15 protein-coding genes are annotated in these 20,774 nt (G+C 43.7%); 2 read left to right on the top strand and 13 right to left on the bottom strand.

What is annotated here, in order from left to right; all coding sequences use genetic code 11:
- Nucleotide 1: 1 nt before the first annotated feature.
- From GOM48_RS01205 to GOM48_RS01195, 3 genes are read right to left on the bottom strand one after another with little or no spacing between them, the layout of a single operon-like run.
- Entirely contained in the window at nucleotides 2-1,762 is a 1,761-nt protein-coding gene (locus tag GOM48_RS01205; protein WP_235097847.1) for an ABC transporter ATP-binding protein, read from the bottom strand.
- A complete protein-coding gene (locus GOM48_RS01200; RefSeq protein WP_235097844.1) occupies nucleotides 1,752-3,521 on the bottom strand; it encodes an ABC transporter ATP-binding protein in 1,770 nt (589 codons plus the stop codon). Before GOM48_RS01200 ends, GOM48_RS01205 begins: the two co-directional genes overlap by 11 nt.
- Entirely contained in the window at nucleotides 3,505-3,966 is a 462-nt protein-coding gene (locus GOM48_RS01195) for a MarR family winged helix-turn-helix transcriptional regulator (RefSeq protein ID WP_235098703.1), read from the bottom strand. Before GOM48_RS01195 ends, GOM48_RS01200 begins: the two co-directional genes overlap by 17 nt.
- Nucleotides 3,967-4,158: 192 nt before the next feature.
- Between GOM48_RS01195 and GOM48_RS01190 the strand changes: the two genes are divergently transcribed.
- Nucleotides 4,159-4,863, top strand: a complete 705-nt coding sequence (locus tag GOM48_RS01190; RefSeq protein WP_235097842.1) for a CD20-like domain-containing protein — start codon at nucleotides 4,159-4,161, stop codon at nucleotides 4,861-4,863.
- A 49-nt stretch (nucleotides 4,864-4,912) separates the two neighbouring features.
- Here GOM48_RS01190 and GOM48_RS01185 read toward each other — a convergent pair whose 3' ends face one another.
- Together GOM48_RS01185 and GOM48_RS01180 are read right to left on the bottom strand one after the other, a co-directional pair.
- On the bottom strand, nucleotides 4,913-5,629 hold the full coding sequence (locus tag GOM48_RS01185; protein ID WP_000532892.1) for a YebC/PmpR family DNA-binding transcriptional regulator: 717 nt from the start codon (nucleotides 5,627-5,629) through the stop codon (nucleotides 4,913-4,915).
- A gap of 99 nt (nucleotides 5,630-5,728) precedes the next feature.
- Nucleotides 5,729-7,096, bottom strand: coding sequence for an MATE family efflux transporter (locus GOM48_RS01180; protein WP_235097840.1), 1,368 nt, complete (start codon nucleotides 7,094-7,096; stop codon nucleotides 5,729-5,731).
- A 109-nt stretch (nucleotides 7,097-7,205) separates the two neighbouring features.
- Here GOM48_RS01180 and GOM48_RS01175 point away from each other — a divergent pair, with 109 nt between their 5' ends.
- Complete coding sequence (locus GOM48_RS01175; RefSeq protein ID WP_125449796.1) at nucleotides 7,206-7,760, top strand: GNAT family N-acetyltransferase; 555 nt, start codon at nucleotides 7,206-7,208, stop codon at nucleotides 7,758-7,760.
- Nucleotides 7,761-7,816: 56 nt separating this feature from the next.
- Here GOM48_RS01175 and recA read toward each other — a convergent pair whose 3' ends face one another.
- From recA to rpoB, 8 genes are all read right to left on the bottom strand, one after another.
- A complete protein-coding gene (recA, locus tag GOM48_RS01170; RefSeq protein WP_235097838.1) occupies nucleotides 7,817-8,962 on the bottom strand; it encodes a recombinase RecA in 1,146 nt (381 codons plus the stop codon).
- Nucleotides 8,963-9,016: 54 nt separating this feature from the next.
- Nucleotides 9,017-10,273 (bottom strand): competence/damage-inducible protein A, encoded by a 1,257-nt coding sequence (locus GOM48_RS01165; protein ID WP_235097837.1) that lies wholly within the window; start codon nucleotides 10,271-10,273, stop codon nucleotides 9,017-9,019.
- Between the two features lie 72 nt (nucleotides 10,274-10,345).
- Nucleotides 10,346-11,380: a biofilm formation/cell division transcriptional regulator BrpA gene (gene brpA / locus GOM48_RS01160; protein WP_235097835.1), complete on the bottom strand. Its 1,035-nt coding sequence runs from the start codon at nucleotides 11,378-11,380 to the stop codon at nucleotides 10,346-10,348.
- Between the two features lie 4 nt (nucleotides 11,381-11,384).
- Nucleotides 11,385-11,906: a GNAT family N-acetyltransferase gene (locus GOM48_RS01155; RefSeq protein WP_235097833.1), complete on the bottom strand. Its 522-nt coding sequence runs from the start codon at nucleotides 11,904-11,906 to the stop codon at nucleotides 11,385-11,387.
- Nucleotides 11,896-12,339: a tRNA (adenosine(37)-N6)-threonylcarbamoyltransferase complex ATPase subunit type 1 TsaE gene (gene tsaE, locus GOM48_RS01150; RefSeq protein ID WP_061417733.1), complete on the bottom strand. Its 444-nt coding sequence runs from the start codon at nucleotides 12,337-12,339 to the stop codon at nucleotides 11,896-11,898. The genes GOM48_RS01155 and tsaE overlap by 11 nt, the downstream gene beginning before the upstream one ends.
- 103 nt (nucleotides 12,340-12,442) lie before the next feature.
- A complete protein-coding gene (locus GOM48_RS01145; RefSeq protein ID WP_235097832.1) occupies nucleotides 12,443-13,066 on the bottom strand; it encodes a hypothetical protein in 624 nt (207 codons plus the stop codon).
- A 285-nt stretch (nucleotides 13,067-13,351) separates the two neighbouring features.
- A complete protein-coding gene (rpoC, locus tag GOM48_RS01140; protein ID WP_235097830.1) occupies nucleotides 13,352-17,017 on the bottom strand; it encodes a DNA-directed RNA polymerase subunit beta' in 3,666 nt (1,221 codons plus the stop codon).
- A gap of 32 nt (nucleotides 17,018-17,049) precedes the next feature.
- On the bottom strand, nucleotides 17,050-20,661 hold the full coding sequence (gene rpoB / locus GOM48_RS01135) for a DNA-directed RNA polymerase subunit beta (RefSeq protein WP_235097829.1): 3,612 nt from the start codon (nucleotides 20,659-20,661) through the stop codon (nucleotides 17,050-17,052).
- Between the last annotated feature and the right edge of the window lie 113 nt (nucleotides 20,662-20,774).

Below are 20,774 nucleotides of genomic sequence, written 5' to 3'. Positions count from 1 at the left end.
TTTATTCTTCTGCTTCGTCTTCTGTAAATTGGCTATTGTACAAGTCGGCATAGAAGCCAGCTTGGGCCATAAGGTCATCATGGTTCCCTTGCTCAATGATATTGCCATCTTTCATGACAAGAATCAAGTCGGCATTACGGATAGTTGACAAGCGGTGGGCGATGACAAAGGAAGTTCGATCTTCCATCAAACGGTCCATGGCTTTTTGAATCAACTCCTCTGTACGTGTGTCGACTGAGGATGTCGCTTCATCCAGAATTAGGAGTGGCGCATCTTTTAGCAAAGCACGAGCAATGGTCAAGAGCTGTTTTTGTCCGACAGACAAGGTCACGGTGTCGTCCAAAACAGTATCGTAGCCATCTGGCAAGGTCATGATAAAGTGGTGGATTCCCACAGCCTTGCTGGCTTCCATCATTCGTTCATCACTGATGTCTGTCTGATTATAGATCAGGTTCTCTCGAATCGTTCCTTCAAAGAGCCAAGTGTCCTGCAAGACCATTGAAAAGGCATCGTGTACTTCTGAGCGCTTCATATCCTTGGTATCCACACCATCGATACAGATACTTCCCTTATCTATCTCATAGAACTTCATCAAAAGATTGACAATGGTTGTCTTACCAGCTCCAGTCGGTCCAACGATTGCGACCTTTTGACCTGCATGAGCTGTCGCAGAAAAGTCATGGATGATGGTGCGCTCTGGTGTATAGCCAAAGGACACGTGATCAAAGACTACTTCCCCTTTCATGTTGCTCAATTGTCTTTCCTTATGAGATTCATCTTGCATCTCTGCTTCAGCCAAAAATTCTAATACACGAGTCATGGCTGCACTCGCTTGTTGCAAGCTCGTAATCCCTTGGGCAATCTGTGACAGAGGTTGAGAGAAGGTCCGTACGTAAACCATAAAGGCTACAATAATCCCTATAGTGATATGGCCTTCTAACGCCAGCGCGGCCCCAACGATGATGACTAAGACATAACTAAAGTTCCCAACAAAGAACATGGCTGGCATCATGATACCAGAGATAAACTGAGATTTCCAGATACTATCATGCAAGTCCTGGTTTAAATCAGCAAATCTCGCTTTGGAGGTGTCCACTGCGTTGTAGCTGGTCACTACATTATGGCCAGAGTACATCTCTTCCACATAACCATTGACGGCCGCTAGATTATTTTGTTGGGCTTTAAAATAACCCTGTGACTTGGCCATGATTACGGAAACCGCCGCAAAACCAACAAGGGTTGATACAACGGTTACCAATGCCAAAATCCAGTTCATCCCAAACATGGTCACCAAGACAGCAATCAACAAGAAACTAGCTGAAAGAACTGTCCCTAGACTTTGGTTGAGAGATTGCGCTGCCGTATCCACATCATTGGTCACGCGCGAAAGGGTATCTCCTTGTGAATGACGGTCAAAATAGCCAAGTGGCAAACGATTGATTTTTTCAGCGATTGCTGTCCGCAAGCGTTTTGAAAAATGTTGGATACTCGTTGAAAAGATATAGGCCTGTGTATAGTTAAGGATGGCGCCAAATACATAGAGAATCACTAAAAAGCTAGCAATACTTGAAACAGCCTCTAAATCAATTCCAGTCATCAAACCATCTGAAATCAAGTTTGTAATTTCTTTAATCTTAGTTGGACCATAAACGGTAATGATGCTTGAAATGACCGCTGCCACAACTGCTATTAGGAGAGGGAGTTGGAGGCCTGCCATATAAGGTTTGCACTGTTTCCAGACCGAAACTTTTTTATTTTCCATGTTCCAATTCCTCCTTCGATAGTTGTGAGTAGGCAATTTCTTGGTAGACTTCGTTGGTAGCTAGAAGTTCCTTGTGGGTGCCTTGTCCCACGACTTTTCCTTGATTCAATACTAAGATCAAGTCTGCATCCATAATGGTAGAAATGCGCTGCGCTACGATGAGCTTGGTCATGGATTTTGTTTTCTCAGCTAACTCTTGGCGCAGGATACGATCTGTCTTGTAGTCCAAGGCTGAGAAGGAATCATCAAAGATGAGAATCTCTGGTTTACGAGCCAAGGCGCGTGCAATGGCCAAACGCTGTCTTTGACCTCCTGAGAAGTTGGTTCCGCCTTGAGCCACTTCTGATGCAAGACCTGCTTCCTTGTCCTCGATAAATGCTTTAGACTGGGCCAATTCAAGAGCTTGCCACATAGCAGCCTCGCTTAGAGGAGTTTCTTTGCTCTTACCAAAGTCCAAGTTCCCCTTGACATCTCCAGAAAAGAGGACTGCTTTTTGAGGAATATAGCCGACCTTATTGCGCAAATCTTCCAAATCGTAATCTTGAACATTAACTCCGTCCACTAGGATTTCTCCGTCTGAAACATCGTAAAAACGTGGCAAGAGATTGACAAGCGTAGATTTACCAGATCCAGTCGATCCGATGAAAGCCACGGTTTGACCCGCTTCCGCTTTGAAAGTGACATGTTCCACGACTGCTTCTGAGTTTTTAGAGTAGCGGAAAGTTACATCACGAAATTCCACTTGTCCTTGAACGGAAGGATCCGCTGTCTTTGCATGACTAGGATTTTCAATAGAAGAATGCAGATCCAAGACTTGATTGATACGTCCTGCCGAAACCAAGGTACGAGGAAGAACGATAAAGAGTGCTCCCATGAGAAGGAATCCCATCACGACCTGCATAGCATAGGACATGAAGACTACCATATCACTAAAGAGCGGCAGACGTTCTGTCAAACTTGCGTCGTTGATGATATAGGCACCAATCCAGTAAATGGCTAAACTCAATCCACTTGAAATCCCCATCATAATCGGGTTCATAATCGCCATCAATCGATTGACAAAGAGATTGAGGCGCGTCACTTCATCATTGGCTGCTTCAAATTTTTCATCTTGGTAATCTTCCGCATTGTATGCGCGAACAACTCGAATCCCAGTCAAACTTTCACGAGTGATGCTATTGAGTTTATCTGTCAATTTTTGGATGACCGATTGTTTTGGAAAGGCCAGAGTCAGGAGAACAGTTGTCATCAAAACATTGACGATAACAGCGATTACTACTGCCCAGAGCCAGTATTCCGATTTCCCAAGGATTTTTCCAATGGCCCAGATAGCCATAATTGGCCCACGAGTAACTACTTGCAAGCCCATGGTAAAGAGCATCTGTACTTGGGTAATATCATTGGTTGTCCGAGTCAAAAGACTAGGAATAGAGAAACGTTTAATTTCTGTCTGAGAATAATCCAATACACGATTAAAAATATCGCTTCGTAAATGAGTTGTGTAAGACGCTGCGACGCGAGCGGCAAAAAATCCAACAGTAACGGATGAGAGAAAGGCAAGTAGAGACAAGCCTATCATCTTAATGGCTGGTGACCAAAGATCTCCTAGCTCCGTACCTGGAGTTCCAAGTAGTTCTGTAATTTCTGAAATGTAAGTCGGTACTTCTAACTCTAGATAGACCGAGAAACAGGTAAAGAGGACAGTCAAGAGAATCATTCCCCACTCTTTTCCTGTGATACGTTTAGCGAGTTTCTTCATTCTCTCCTCCTATCTTCTCAACATTTTCTTGCAATTGCCCGAGTACCTTTTCAAAGATTGCCAAGTCTGACTTTGAAACACCCTCTAGCAGAATCTGATCGATCCGATCAAAAAATTCCTTAACTTTTTGCATCTGCGAACGCGATTTCTCCGTCAGGCGAACAAATTTTGCCCGCTTATCGCTCGGGCTCGCCTCTAACTCGACCAAACCATTTTGTACCATGCGCTTGACTAGATTACTCGCAACAGATTTAGTAATATTGAGTTCCTGCTCAATATCCTTGATTAACACCGCCTGTTCAGACTCCTCACAATAGTCTAAAAATCGTATGACTTGGCCCTGCGGTCCGCCCATAAATTCAATACCACAGCGTTTAGCTTCTTTCTGTACCATCAGATGAACCTGGTGTCCAAAACGTTTGAACATTAACATCGGCTTGTCCATGATTGCTCCTTTCTTACGATTCAATATAGTTCTCTGGCGAACTATTCAGTTTCCATGAGAACTATTTTATCACTTCCACAAAATATGTCAAGAAAAAAGTTTCCATGAGAACTATTTTAGTTTAAATTGACATTAGGCAATATTTTTTCTATAATAAGCACTAACTACCATGGATAGAAATCCATTCACTCGATGAAGGGAGAAAACTTTCAAATGAAACCAGAAGAACAAAAAGTTTTAGGGATTTTAGCAACTATTTTTGGAGCCATCGCACTTTTAGGGTCTTGGATTCCGTTTATTAACTATCTGTCTTTTTTCATCGCTATTGTCGCTTTGATCTTGGGCATTATCGGCCTTATCGTCAACCTTAAAAAACGGAAAACGATGGCCATTATCGGAACATCCCTAGCAATTGCTTCTGTTGTGCTTTTCTTTACGGCCCAGGTACTGTACGCTAATGTCTACAAAGAGTTTGCTAGGGAGTTTAACCGTTCCTATAGAGAGGCAAGTTCCTCAATGGAACGCGAAGAAGAGAGCGACTTGACAGATGATAGCACCTATTCCATCCCAGAGGAGGAGGAAGAAGATACCTTCACCTGGACCCGAGAACAGTTCGACGCCTTAATCGAAGGTGACCTTGACAACAAAGGAAAAGGTGGTACCAACTACAAGGATATTATCAAAAAACACGGACTACCAGACTCCGAGTTTGACTCCACTATCGGAGGGTACGATACGAGAAAAATCACCTATATCTCCATTGGAGACAAGATCAAGACTGTTACCTTAACTTTTGCAAAACAGGACAATGGACAGCTCTTGCTCGTTCATAAAATAGCTGTAGGCCTAGGAGGAAGCCAGCAGCAAAAAGATTCAGATTCTGGGACCAGAGTCTAGGTTCAAATATCAAAAAAACGAACAGCTAGTAAAACTGTTCGTTTTTCTATTAGAATCCATCTACGTTTGTGTAGATCTTTTGTACGTCTTCGTCGTCTTCAAGGACGCTGTAAAGTTTTTCAAAGGTTTCAAGGTCATCACCTGACAACTCCACTTCTGACTGAGGAATCATTTCCAATTCTGTCACTTGGAATTCTTGGATACCTGACTCACGAAGGGCAACGATTGCCTTGTGAAGGTCTGTTGGAGCTGTGTAAACAGTAATTGTTCCTTCTTCTGCTTCTACATCATCCACATCCACATCCGCTTCTAGCAAAAGTTCAAAGATGGCATCCGCATCTTCACCAGCAAATACGATCACACCCTTGTTGTCAAAGAGGTATGAAACCGAACCTGAAGCACCCATGTTTCCGCCGTTTTTACCAAAGGCTGCACGGACATTGGCTGCCGTACGGTTGACGTTTGAAGTCAAGGTATCCACAATCAACATAGAACCATTTGGTCCAAATCCTTCGTAACGTCCTTCTGTAAAGGTTTCGTCTGTGTTTCCTTTTGCTTTATCAATCGCTTTATCGATAACGTGTTTCGGCACTTGGGCTTGTTTAGCACGGTCGATAACGAATTTCAAAGCAGTGTTTGATTCTGGGTCTGGATCACCTTTTTTTGCTGCTACATAGATTTCTACACCAAATTTTGCATATACTTTAGAGTTAGCTCCATCTTTAGCCGTTTTCTTGGCTACGATATTGGCCCATTTACGTCCCATTAGGAATCTCCTTTTTTCACATTTTAATCTTTCTTATTATAACACAAGTTTTTTCGATTTTCACTAGAGTAAATGGATTTTGTTCAGCAAATCGAGCTATTATGACACTTTTGTTGCCAAGATAGCCTTGCCTTCTTTTATCAAGGGATGACGGAAAAGTGAAAAGTACAGTTGGGTGGTCATGGCAACCCAGATAAGGGGTTCGCAAAGGATTACTCCCTTATACCCTGCCCAAGGGATAATCAAGACCACAAAAACGATTTTCCCGATTAGTTCTATAAAGCTGGAAACTAGAGGAAGGACTTTCTGCCCCAAGCCCTGCAAGCAATTCCGATAAATCAGCAAAAGGCTCAAAATCGGATAAAAGACTGAACTGATTTGCAGGTAAAGACTACCATTTTCTACCAAGTAACTATCTGTCGAACTGGCCAAGAAGGAAACCAAGCTAGGAGTGGCAAAAAAGAGGAAAATACAAACAAAACCTGCCCAGGACATGCTCAAACGACTACCGATTCGAAGTCCTTGAACAATGCGGTCTGGTCGCTTAGCCCCAAGATTCTGAGAAGCAAAGGTCGTCATGGCAGAAGAAATAGCCGTCATCGGAAGCAAAGCAAAGGCCATAATCCGTCGAGCTGCTGTTTGGGCACTTATAATCACGGCTCCAAAAGTATTGACAGAAGACTGTAAAATCACACTACCGATAGACACAATCGAACTCATCAAACCCATGGCCAAACCTTGCTCCAAGAGATCCGCGTACAAGACCTTGTTCCATTTAAAATGCTTGAGTTGAGGAAGCAGTTCTGGAACACTCTTACGGATATAGAAAAAGCAAAGAACCGCTGATAAGCCTTGCGAGATAATGGTAGCAAGCCCCGCAGATTGAACTCCCAGATGCAGTTGCGTAATGAAATACAAATCCAGAACCACATTGACCAAGGCAGAAAAAATCAGAAAGCCAAGAGCTGCTAGACTATCACCAATGGACCGCAACAAGCCTGCAAAGAGATTATAAGCAAAGCTGACACCTACACAAGTCACAATCATAGAAATATATTGATAGGACTGGGGAAGGATTTCTGCAGGGGTATCTAGGTATTGCAAGAGTGGATACAGACCGACAAAGCCCATCAGCATGACCACAATGCTCAAAAGAGCACCTAAAATCCAAGTTGCTGCTACTGCTTCCTTGATTTTGGTGAAATTACGAGCCCCATAATAGCGGGCAATGACGATCCCCATGCCATTTCCAACACCTAGAGTAAAGCCTATAATTAAGTCAAAAATGGCCGTTGTCGCCCCTACTGCAGCTAAGGAATCTTGACCAAGAAAACGCCCAACAATCAAGACGTCAGCTGTATTATAGAGTTGCTGAAAAATATTTGACAGCAAGATTGGAAAGGCAAAGCTTAAAAGCGCAGGAAGAATAGGACCATGTATCAAGTCCACGGATCGTTTCTTATTCATAAAGCTATTATATCAGCTTTCTAGAGGAGCGACAAGGATTGCTTGGATTTCTTGCAATCAATTGCTTACAGAGAGACAATTTGCTATAATCAAGAAAAGGAGGTCACTTATGAGTTTGACCAGTCAATTAATTACCGATGTGTTCCCTGATCTGGATAAGGTTGAAAAGCTAAACAAGGAAGCTTTCCCCGAGGAAGAACGAGTCCCTCTGTCTGAGTTCTTGCGCTATCAGGACCGAGATGACGCCCACTTTTTTGCCTTTTATAACCAAGAAGAGTTTGTCGGCTTTGCCTTCTCCATCTCCAATCCAAAGGCCTTCTATATCAGTTTTTTTGCCATCATGCCCCACTTGAGGAGCCATGGATATGGAAAAGAAATCATCGAAAAGCTAACTGATTTTTACCAGCGAACCATGTTGCTCGAAGTCGAGCGATTGGATGAAGAATGCGATAACTTAGAGCAAAGGAAGGCTCGCATGGACTTCTATCGACAAAATGGCTTTAAAACAGCCAACGCTTTTCTAGAGTACGATGATCTGAGTTTTGAAATCCTCTACCGTGGCGACCATTTTGACGAAGAAGCCTATCGCGACATCTTCCAAAAGTTACAGGATGAACATTATTTTGACTTTCACATCGAATATCGTCGTTTTAGTGATCATTAGTTCTTTCATCTGAAATAAACATAAAAAGTAGCAGTTCCTATCTGCTACTTTTTATGTTATTCTTCAATTTCGATTTCAAGTCCATCACCTAGGTCAAGTGTTACTTCTTGGTTAGAAGTCGTCTCTGCTACTGGACTAGCATCTGAGGTTTCTTCATCTTCAATCAAGCCATATTGAACACGAACTTGATGGTCGATGGCATCAAAGATCTCTGGGTGATCTGCCAAGTATTTCTTAGCATTTTCAGATCCTTGCCCGATTTTTTCACCCTTGTAAGAGTACCATGCTCCCGCTTTTTGGATGATATCGAGATCACTTGCAATCTTCAAGAGCTCACCAGTCTTAGAAATTCCTTCTCCGTACATGATTTCAACAAAGGCTTCCTTAAATGGTGGAGCCACCTTGTTTTTCACGACCTTGATCTTGGTTTCCTTGCCGACATTGGTATCTTTTTGGTCACCAGTTCCCTTGATTTGTGTGCTTCCACGAACATCCAAACGGACTGAAGCGTAGAATTTCAAAGCACGTCCACCAGGTGTTGTTTCAGGATTTCCAAACATGACCCCAACTTTTTCACGTAATTGGTTGATAAAGATAGCAATTGTTTTTGTCTTATTGATAGAAGCTCCAAGTTTACGCATGGCCTGGCTCATCATACGAGCTTGCAAACCAACGTGGCTGTCTCCAATATCCCCATCAATTTCTGCACGAGGTACAAGGGCAGCAACCGAGTCGATAACGACAAGGTCAACTGCACCTGAGTCAATCAATTTTCCTGCAATTTCAAGACCTTGCTCCCCTGAGTCTGGTTGTGATAAGAGTAATTCGTCAATGTTCACACCAAGTGCTGCTGCATAAGCTGGATCAAGAGCATGCTCCGCATCGATAAAGGCTGCGATACCACCTTCTTTTTGTGCTTGCGCGACAGCGTGAAGGGCAACTGTTGTCTTACCAGATGATTCTGGTCCATAGATTTCGATGATACGTCCCTTAGGATAACCACCTGAACCAAGAGCAATATCAAGAGCCAACGACCCTGAACTCATCACTTGCACTTTTTGCTCTGCACGCTCACCCAAACGCATGATTGAACCCTTACCGAAGTCTTTCTCAATCAATTTAAGAGCATCGTCCAAGGCTTTTTCACGATCAGCTCCAAACTTTTTTGAAATTTCATCTAATTTTTTTGGTTTTTTCGCCATTCTATTCTCCTGTATTCTAATAGTCCTAAGACCTATCTACTATTATATCAAAAGTTAGTCACTTAATAAAGCCTTGCGAACTAGGTTAAAGGCATGCATGACCGCAATCTGACGAACATCTGCTCGGCTCCGCCCTGCGATATTAGCCTTGATAACCTCTGTCCCTTTTGCATGTGCCAAGCCAATAAAGACCGTCCCAGCCGGATGCCCCTCTAGGCTATCTGGTCCTGCCACACCCGTCAAACTGACTCCGTAGTCAGACTGAGTCTTGAGTCGTGCCTGCTCTGCCATCTTTTTAGCCGTAAACTCTGAAACGACCCCATGTTTTTTAAGCTCTTGCTCGGAAATATCCAGCATCTTAGACTTTTCTTCTAAACTGTAAGTGACAAACCCTCCATTAAAGATGGCAGAAACGCCTGAAAAGTCTGCTAAAGTAGCCTGAAAGAGACCTGCCGTCAAGCTCTCTGCTGCAGTAATGCTTTTCTTTCTCTTCTTTAGTTCTTCTACAACGACACTTGCTAGACTGGTTTCTTCCCCATATCCATAACAGATGTCTCGCAGTGAACCCCCCTCGAAAGTCTGGCGATCTAAGATTTGATTTTCCAAGGTGTCCAAGGCTTGATCAGCCTTTTCTTGACTAACTGCTTTTGTGGACAAGCGTAAGGTCACTTCTCCCGTTTTGGCATAAGGTGCCAAGGTCGGATCAGTTTGATGGTCAATCAAATCTGCCAAAATGGTTACCAACTGACTCTCACCAATTCCAAAGAAACGGAGCACTCGTGAGTATAACTTGGTACCAGTCATTAACTTAGGTAAGAGTTGATTTAAGACCATGGGTTTCAACTCACTTGGCGGTCCTGGGAGGACCACGTAGGTCACGCCATCTACTTCCGATACCCCTCCTACCGCTAAGCCTGTCTCATTTGGCAGTGGAGTCGCCCCTTCTACAATTTGGGCTTGCCTCTCGTTATTAGGTGTCCGAGCATAGTCTGGCCTTTGAGCAAAAAAGACATCCAGTTTCTCTTGCGCTTGAGGGTCAAACACCAAGGCTTTTCCCAAAAATTTTGCCAATGTTTGTTTGGTCAAATCATCCTCTGTTGGCCCTAAGCCCCCTGTCAAAATCACAAGATTACTACGTTGACTCGCAATCTTAAGTAAGGACAAAAGACGCGCTTCATTATCTCCGACAGCTGTTTGGAAGTAGACATCTACTCCAATTTCTGCTAATTTTTCTGATAAAAACTGGGCATTGGTATTGACAATCTGCCCTGTCAAAATTTCCGTTCCTACAGCAATGATTTCTGCTTTCATATTTCCTCCTACCTATCTATTCGAATTTTTTTGAAAAAATCGCAGGAAAGTCCCACGATTTGATTCTTTGTTTTATTCTACCTCTTCGTTTGAAGCATTTGTGGAAGGTGCTGTTCGACCATAAAGATTTTCATACAGAACAGCGTTGGTCTCCAACTCTGCTACGTCCTCTCTCCCTAGGGAACGACGCAAAAGATTTTGCATTTCTAGCATATGCTCTCTCGTTACGATTTGGTAAGAGATTCCTTGCAACTCGGCATCTTCACCACGAAGTTGATGAGTTTCGATGTTTTTAAAGGAATCTTGGTAACCGAGTAGTTGTGGAATACTGGAGGCAGACAAATCAACATTTGTCTGCATATTATCACTAAGCGCTTTTAAGATAGCTTGATAATGACTGATACTATTGAGGCTCAAGACCTTTTCCATAATCTTTTGAATGACTTCACGTTGACGTTTTTGACGACCATAGTCTCCCTCAGGATCCTGATAACGCATCCGTGAATAGACCAGAGCTTCCTCACCATTCAAAGTTTGCTCACCGACTCCAATCGAGATTTTATTAAATTCTTCCTGATCAGCAATCGAAATTGGAAAACCGAGTGTGTTGTTGACTGTGATGCCCCCAACTGCATCAACTAGCTGTTGGAGTCCTTGCATGTTGACCATCACATAACGATCGATATGAATGTTCATCATTTTTTGAATGGTTGAAATAGCCAACTCTGCACCGCCATTGGCATAGGCAGCATTGAGTTTCGCTTCCTGAACTTGGCCATTTCCAGTTTCAATCTTGGTCAAAATATCCCGTTCTAAACTCATCATAGTGGTTTTCTTGGTTTTCGGATTGACTGTCAAAAGAATCATGGAATCACTATTCCCCGCCCAAGGGTCGGTACGTTCTACATTTCCCGTATCTACCCCCATCAAAAGAATGGTCAAAGGCTCTGTCGCCTCAATCACGTTGGTTTCTTCACCAATTTTCCTATAAGTTTTTTTACTTAAGGTTTCAGTTCCTTGATAATAAATAGTATAGGCATACGCACCTACACCTAAAGCCGTTACTGTTAGAAAAGCTAGTAGCATTCCGATTATTTTTTTTACCATCTTATCATTTATCTATCAGTCTACCCATCAGGTAAACGTCTAAAAATATCCCTTCTTTTAAATAGGCTCCTCTTTCTTGTAAGCCTTCTGTAACAAATCCAAATTTTGAATAGAGGTGGATAGCTGCCTCGTTGCGCTTTTGTACACTGAGCTGCAAACGACACAAAACTCCACTGGTTTTAGCCCACTCAATTCCCTCTTCAAGGAGTACGCTTCCTAAGCCATGATTCCAAAACTTCCTTTGGATGACCAAAAAGATATCCCCGATGTGGCGAATCCGTATACGTTGCTCTGCCGTGATGTTCAAAACACCTGCAATTTCATCATTCAGGAGGGCTAGGAGAGTGATTTGGTTATCTGAAGTCGCTTGCTTTTCAATAAAAAGCGCCATTTCAGAAGCTGTCATCAGGATACCATTTTCATCTAGACTGGTGAAATCTGTCTCCTGTCCAACTAAATCCAAGAATGCAACCAAAGCAGCTGCATCATGAGCTTCAGCCTCACGAATACAAAGTTCATACTCCATCTTGAAGCTCCTTAATCAATTCCTCAGCACGAGAACCCTGAGCGGTAAAATAGAGGCGACGACCCTCAGCCTCTTTCAAGAGTTCCAACTCCAAGTAAGAATCTGGTAAATCCTCACCCAAAAGATGGCCCCACTCAATAACGGTCACACCACCACCGAAGAGAAACTCATCCAAGTCAATCGAATCAGCATCCCCCTCAATCCGATAGACATCCAAGTGGTAGAGCGGAAGGCGACCCTCATACTCTCTCACGATGGTGTAAGTTGGACTTTTGATCATCTGACGAATACCCAAGCCCTTGGCAAGACCCTTTGTAAAGGTTGTTTTACCAGCACCCAATTCCCCAGACAAGATCAAAACATCATTTTTTTGGAGCAAGGTTCCTAGGCGTTCTCCCAGATTGATCAGCTCTTCTTCATTTTTTGTGTACATGCTACTATTATACCAAAAAGTTTTCTTTTGTGTGAATTTTCTTTACAAACTTACTATAACAACTTTGGTAAAATAAGGGATTTTTATTGATAGACAAGTGTTTTTAAAAAAATATACACATGGCGCTGACAAGTAAAATATCTCGGATTACATGCCCGTAAAAGGAAAATTCTCTTCTCATAGATTTTGGAAACAAAAACCGAGCAAAAATGAAGCCTAAACCAACATAAAAAACAATAGATAAAACCGTCATTGGATTTCTTAAGAACAGCAAGGTTGCCAGAACTGTTAGGATAACTGTTTTTTTCTTATTGAGAGTGGTTCCCAAATCTCGGCTGTATTTTTCAAATGGTAAAAAGACAAGTAAATCAATGCCAAACAAGAAAAAGAAGGAAGGCAAGAAAAGATCTACCAACTCTTGCTGAAAAGCTGTCTGTGTTAAGATAGTCTCCGATAACACCAGACAGACACCTACTAGGTTTAAGACCAACAAGATACTATAAAATAGTTTCACTTTTTTCTGACTGCTTATAATGCTATGAACATCCTGATCTCGAGTATAAAAGAAATTCATCCCTGCGCACAGACCTGATGCCAATACGATAAACACTAGAAAATAGGCGCTTGATTGCTTTAAGGTTAAGATGGCTCCCTTCCACAGTAAACAGCTACTCAGACTAATCTGGATCAAAGCCAGCAACAATAAGATGCGAATTGATTTTATCATTTTCAGTTCTCCCTTCGTATACATGATTATACTCTGCGAGAAAGATAAAATCCCTCCCCTCTTCTCAAATGTCCTGTTTTAACGCTCAACTGACAAAAATGGAAAATTATTAGTGAGGATTATTTTTAAGTTCTGACAGACCCCTATCCGATATTTTTTTACTTTTTGAAAATGAGCCATAAAAAATGGTTGAAGCGATTTGAGAGATATTGCGTCGTGCTCACCTAACCCCAATAGGCAGAAGTGTAAAACAAAAGAGAGCCCGAAGGCCCTCTTATTTGCTTTTTATTCTACTGTTTCCTCAACTTGGATCTCCACAGCATCCTCTACTGGAGCATTTTCTGTCTCTTCTTGTTCTGGAGCCAGATATGCTGCTTCATTGATAGCCTGTGGTTCAAGGTTACGGTAGCGAGCCATACCAGTACCTGCTGGGATGATCTTACCGATGATAACATTTTCCTTGAGTCCAAGGAGATGGTCTTTCTTACCACGGATAGCCGCATCTGTAAGGACACGAGTTGTTTCCTGGAAGGAAGCTGCTGACAAGAAACTGTTGGTTTCAAGTGAGGCTTTGGTGATTCCCATAAGGACTGGACGACCTGTCGCTGGAACTCCACCTGCGATAAGAACATCCTTGTTGGCATCTGTAAAGTCGTTGATATCCATGAGAGTACCCATGAGAAGATCTGTGTCACCTGGATCCATGACACGGACTTTACGGATCATTTGACGAACCATTACCTCGATGTGCTTATCACCGATTTCTACCCCTTGGCTACGGTAAACTTTTTGTACTTCACCGAGGAGGTAGGTTTCAACTGACAAGACATCGCGAACAGCAAGGAGACGTTTTGGTTGGATAGATCCTTCTGTAAGAGCTGCACCGCGAGAAACTTGGTCTCCAACTTCAACACGCATACGTGCTGTAAACGGAACGACGTATTCACCTTCGCCAGTTTCACCCTTAACAAAGACTTTCTTGGTACGAGTTGAAGCATCTTCTTCGATAGCTGTAACTTGTCCTTTGACCTCTGTAATAACTGCTTCCCCTTTTGGATTGCGGGCTTCAAAGATTTCTTGGACACGAGGAAGACCTTGAGTGATATCGGTATTTGAGGCAACCCCACCCGTGTGGAAGGTACGCATTGTAAGCTGTGTACCAGGTTCCCCGATAGATTGGGCAGCAATTGTACCAACTGCTTCACCAACTTCAACCGCATCACCAGTCGCCAAGTTGATACCGTAACAGTGACGGCAGACACCATGACGAGTGTTACATGTAAATACAGAGCGGATAGTAACTTCTTCCACACCAGCTTTGACAATTTCACGCGCCTTGTCTTCTGTAATCAACTCATTTGGACCGATGATCACTGCACCAGTTTCTGGATGTTTAACAGTTTTCTTAGTATAACGACCATTGAGACGTTCTTCGAGAGACTCGATCATCTCTTTTCCTTCTGCGATAGAACGGATCAAGAGACCACGGTCTGTTCCACAGTCGTCCTCACGGATGATAACGTCTTGGGCAACGTCAACCAAACGACGAGTCAAGTAACCTGAGTCGGCTGTCTTAAGGGCCGTATCGGTCATACCTTTACGGGCACCATGAGTTGAGAAGAACATTTCGAGTACTGACAAACCTTCGCGGAAGTTTGAAAGGATTGGCAATTCCATGATACGTCCATTCGGAGCGGCCATCAGACCACGCATACCGGCAAGCTGTGAGAAGTTTGAGATGTTACCACGGGCTCCAGAGTCCATCATCATAACGATTGGGTTCTTAGGATCTTGGTTGGCAACCAAACGTTTCTCCAATTTTTCACGGGCTGCACGCCATTCAGCTGTAACAGCGTTGTAGCGCTCGTCGTCTGTGATCATACCACGACGGAATTGTTTGGTGATTTGTTCTACACGTTTGTGTGATTCTTCGATGATTTCAGCCTTGTCTTCAACAACTGGGATATCGGCAATACCCACTGTCAAACCTGCAAGAGTTGAGTGGTGGTATCCGAGATTCTTCATGCGGTCAAGTAGGGCAGAAGTTTCTGTCGTACGGAAACGTTTGAAGATTTCGGCGATGATATTCCCAAGGTTTTTCTTCTTGAATGGAGGATTAAGTTCAAGGTTGCGAATAGCTTCCTTGATATCTCCACCTAGTGGCAAGAAGTACTTAGCTGGAACACCTTCTGTTAAGTTAGCATTTGTTGGTTCTTGCAAGTAAGGCAGACCCTCTGGCATGATGTCATTGAAGAGGATTTTACCAACTGTTGTCAGCAAGACCTTGTGTTTTTGTTCTTCAGTCCAAGGTTTGTTGAGACTATCTGTCGCGATACCAACACGTGAATGGAGGTGAACATAACCATTGCGGTAAGCCATAACCGCTTCGTCACGGTCTTTGAAGACCATTCCTTCCCCTTCACGACCAGCTTCTTCCATGGTCAAGTAGTAGTTACCCAAAACCATGTCCTGAGATGGAGTAACAACTGGTTTACCATCTTTCGGGTTCAAGATATGCTCAGCAGCCAACATCAAGATACGAGCTTCTGCTTGAGCTTCTTCTGAAAGCGGTACGTGGATGGCCATTTGGTCCCCGTCAAAGTCGGCATTGTAGGCTTCACAGACAAGCGGGTGCAAGCGAAGGGCCTTACCATCAATCAAGACTGGCTCGAAGGCTTGGATACCCAAACGGTGAAGGGTCGGTGCGCGGTTCAAAAGTACTGGGTGTTCTTTGATTACTTCTTCAAGAATATCCCAGATACGTTCATCTCCACGTTCTACCAAGCGTTTAGCAGCTTTGACGTTTTGCACAATGTCGCGGGCAACGATTTCACGCATGACGAATGGTTTAAAGAGCTCAATCGCCATTTCACGTGGCACACCACATTGGTACATCTTAAGAGTTGGACCAACGGCGATAACGGAACGTCCTGAGAAGTCAACACGTTTACCGAGCAAGTTTTGACGGAAGCGTCCTTGTTTACCTTTAAGCATGTGGCTCAATGATTTCAGTGGACGGCTACCTGGTCCTGTGATCGGACGACCACGACGACCGTTGTCAATTAAAGCGTCAACCGCTTCTTGAAGCATACGCTTCTCATTTTGAACGATGATACCTGGTGCATTCAACTCAAGCAAGCGAGCCAAACGGTTGTTACGGTTGATAACACGACGGTAAAGGTCATTCAAGTCAGATGAGGCAAAACGACCACCATCCAACTGCAACATTGGACGAAGATCTGGTGGAATAACCGGAAGGATGTTGAGAATCATCCATTCAGGTTTGTTTCCAGACTTGTAAAAGGCATCCAAAACATCCAAACGGCGGATGGCTTTGACACGTTTTTGTCCAGTAGCTGTTTTCAACTCTTCTTTGAGTTCAGCAATTTCTTTTTCAAGATCTACTTGTTTCAAAAGGTCTTGGATGGCTTCGGCACCCATTTTGGCAACGAATGAACCATAACCATACTCACGCAAGCGCTCACGGTATTCGCGCTCTGTCATGATAGACTTGTGCTCAAGTGGTGTATCCTTCGGATCAATCACCACGTAAGCCGCAAAGTAGATAACTTCCTCGAGGGCACGAGGGCTCATATCAAGGGTCAAGCCCATACGACTTGGAATCCCCTTGAAATACCAGATGTGAGATACAGGAGCTTTCAACTCGATGTGCCCCATACGCTCACGACGAACTTTCGTACGCGTTACTTCAACCCCACAGCGGTCACAAACAATTCCTCTGTAACGAATGCGTTTGTACTTCCCACAAGCACATTCCCAGTCCTTTGTAGGACCAAAGATGACTTCGTCAAAGAGTCCTTCACGTTCTGGTTTCAAGGTACGGTAATTGATTGTTTCAGGTTTTTTGACTTCTCCATAAGACCATGAACGGACTTTGCTTGGAGAAGCTAGGGTGATTTGCATACTTTTAAAACGATTTACATCAACCACTATTTCTTCCCTTTCTATTCTAAGTGAACTGCTTATTCTTGTTCAGCAGTTTCTTCTGTTGCTTCCGCTTTTGTTGCTTTCTCTGCTTCTTCAGCTTCAAAGGCTGCTTTAGCCTCTTGGGCTGCTTTTTCGCGGGCTTTTTCAAGGTCATCTACGTGGATGACATCTTCGTCCATTCCTTCATCCAAGTCGCGAAGTTCCACTTCTTGGTCATCTTCGTCAAGAACACGCATGTCAAGACCAAGAGATTGCAATTCTTTGACAAGAACTCGGAAGGATTCTGGAACACCTGGTTTTGGAATTGGTTTTCCTTTTGTAATAGCTTCATAAGCTTTCAAACGTCCGTTGATATCGTCAGACTTGTAAGTCAAGATTTCTTGAAGGACATTTGACGCACCGTAGGCTTCAAGAGCCCAAACCTCCATCTCACCGAAACGTTGTCCACCAAACTGAGCTTTACCTCCGAGTGGTTGTTGAGTAACGGTTGAGTATGGTCCGACTGAACGCGCGTGCAATTTATCATCAACCATGTGGTGGAGTTTGATCATGTACATGACACCAACTGATACACGGTTGTCAAACGGCTCACCTGTACGTCCGTCGTATAGGATTGTCTTAGCATCGCTGTCCATACCTGCTTCTTTAACAGTGTCCCAAAGGTCTTCAGAACTTGCTCCGTCAAAGACTGGTGTTGCGATGTGGATACCGAGAGTACGGGCTGCCATACCAAGGTGGAGTTCCATAACCTGACCGATATTCATACGTGATGGCACCCCAAGTGGGTTCAACATGATGTCGACTGGAGTTCCGTCTGGAAGGTAAGGCATGTCTTCTACAGGAACGATACGAGAGACAACCCCTTTGTTTCCGTGACGTCCGGCCATCTTATCTCCGACCTTGATCTTACGTTTTTGAGCGATGTAGACGCGAACCAGCATGTTGACACCTGATTGCAACTCATCTCCATTTGCACGTGTAAAGATCTTAACATCACGAACGACACCATCGGCACCGTGTGGTACACGAAGAGAAGTATCACGCACTTCACGAGACTTGTCTCCGAAGATAGCGTGCAAGAGACGTTCTTCAGCTGAGAGGTCTTTCTCACCTTTAGGGGTGACTTTACCTACAAGGATATCGCCTTCTTTAACCTCAGCACCGATACGGATAATCCCCATTTCGTCAAGGTCTTTAAGGGCATCTTCACCAACGTTTGGAATTTCACGAGTAATTTCTTCAGGCCCAAGCTTTGTATCGCGCGTTTCTGATTCGTATTCCTCAAGGTGGACAGATGTGTAGACATCGTCTTTGACCAAGCGTTCGCTCATGATAACGGCATCCTCGAAGTTGTAACCTTCCCATGTCATGTAGGCAACGATTGGGTTTTGTCCAAGCGCCATTTCCCCTTTTTCCATAGAAGGTCCGTCAGCGATAAAGTCGCCTTTTTCAACGACATCGCCAACTTTTACGAGAGTGCGTTGGTTGTAGGCAGTACCTGAGTTTGAACGACGGAATTTTTGGATGTGGTAAACGTCCAATGAACCATCTTCACGACGAACTTCTACCTTGTCAGCATCTGCGTATGTAACTTTACCATCATACTGAGCAATGACCGCTGCACCAGAGTCATGAGCTGCTTGGTATTCCATACCAGTACCAACGTAAGGTGCTTTTGGATCAATCAAAGGCACAGCCTGACGTTGCATGTTGGCACCCATGAGGGCACGGTTGGAGTCATCGTTTTCCAAGAAAGGAATACATGCAGTCGCAACGGCAACTACCTGTTTTGGTGACACATCCATGTAGTCAACCACTTCTGCTGGATACTCTTGGTTGACCCCTTGGTGACGTCCCATGACAACTTTCTCAGCAAAAGTACCATCTTCGTTGAGGCGAGAGTTAGCCTGCGCTACAGTAAATTCATCTTCTTCATCGGCTGTCAACCAAACGATTTCATTGGTAACAACACCTGTTTCACGGTCAACCTTACGGTATGGTGTTTGAACAAATCCATACTTGTTCAAGTGTCCGTAAGATGACAAGTTATTGATCAAACCGATGTTAGGTCCTTCAGGTGTCTCGATTGGACACATACGACCATAGTGAGTGTAATGCACGTCACGTACTTCATATCCAGCACGGTCACGTGTCAAACCACCAGGTCCCAAGGCTGACAAACGGCGTTTGTGAGACAACTCAGAAAGTGGATTGTGTTGGTCCATGAACTGTGACAACTGTGATGAACCAAAGAATTCTTTAACCGCAGCTGTTACAGGACGGATGTTGATGATTTGTTGTGGTGTTAAAACTTCATTGTCCTGAACAGACATACGTTCACGGACATTACGTTCCATACGAGAAAGTCCAAGACGTACTTGGTTAGCAAGCAATTCACCAACTGCACGGATACGACGGTTCCCAAGGTGGTCGATATCATCCACACGTCCAATACCTTCCGCCAAGTTGAGGAAGTAGCTCATCTCTGCAAGGATATCCGCAGGAGTTACAACACGAACCTTGTCGTCAGGATTGGCATTTCCGATGATGGTTACAACACGGTCTGGGTCCGTTGGGGCAACAACCTTGAATTTTTGAAGCACAACTGGTTCTGTAAGAACAGCTGCATCGTTTGGAATATAAACGATCTTGTTCAAGTCGCCATCCAAGTGACTCTCGATACTTTCGATCACGCTACGAGTCATAACGGTGCCAGCTTCTACCAAGATTTCACCAGTCTCTGGATCTACCAATGGCTCCGCAATGGTTTGGTTAAGCAAGCGTGTCTTGATGTTGAGTTTTTTATTGATCTTGTAACGACCAACGGCTGCCAAATCGTAGCGGCGTGGATCAAAGAAACGTGCCACAAGCAAGCTACGTGAGCTTTCAGCGGTCTTAGGTTCACCTGGACGAAGGCGTTCATAAATTTCTTTCAAGGCTTCGTCTGTACGAGAGTCCATTGGATTCTTGTGGATATCTTTTTCAACGGTATTGCGAACCAATTCGCTGTCACCGAAGATATCAAAGATTTCATCATCACCTGAGAAACCAAGCGCACGAACCAAGGTCGTAAATGGAATCTTACGAGTACGGTCAATACGAGTATAGGCGATGTCTTTTGAGTCACTTTCAAGTTCCAACCAAGCTCCACGGTTAGGGATAACAGTTGAACCGTAACCGACTTTCCCGTTTTTGTCCACTTTATCGTTAAAGTAAACACCTGGTGAGCGGACCAACTGAGATACGATAATACGTTCACCACCATTGATGATGAAAGTACCCATTTCGGTCATGATTGGGAAATCACCAAAGAAGACTTCTTGAGTCTTGATTTCGCCTGTTTCTTTATTGATCAAGCGGAAGGTTACAAAAATAGGTGCTGAGTAGCTAGCATCATGGATACGAGCTTCTTCTAGCGTGTATTTTGGTTCCTTGATTTCATAGCCAACAAATTCCAACTCCATAGTGTCTGTGAAGTTTGAAATTGGCAATACATCTTCAAACACTTCCTTAAGACCATGGTCTAGGAAAGCTTTGAATGAATCCGTTTGAATTTCAATCAAATTTGGTAAGTCAAGAACTTCTTTGATTCTTGAAAAACTACGACGGGTACGATGTTTCCCGTATTGAACGTCATGTCCTGCCAAGATGATTCTCCTTTGTAAATAAAGTTTCAAGCCTTGTCAATCAGGCTTTTCTAATCGTCATATGGTTTTAAAAAACCTTATCACCATGTCCTTCTGATGAATTTTCAGAATCT

This window comes from Streptococcus oralis, from assembly GCF_021497885.1.
In the GTDB taxonomy this organism is placed as follows: Bacteria; Bacillota; Bacilli; order Lactobacillales; family Streptococcaceae; genus Streptococcus; species Streptococcus oralis_BQ.
This window is presented reverse-complemented; position numbering and strand designations above follow the sequence as displayed.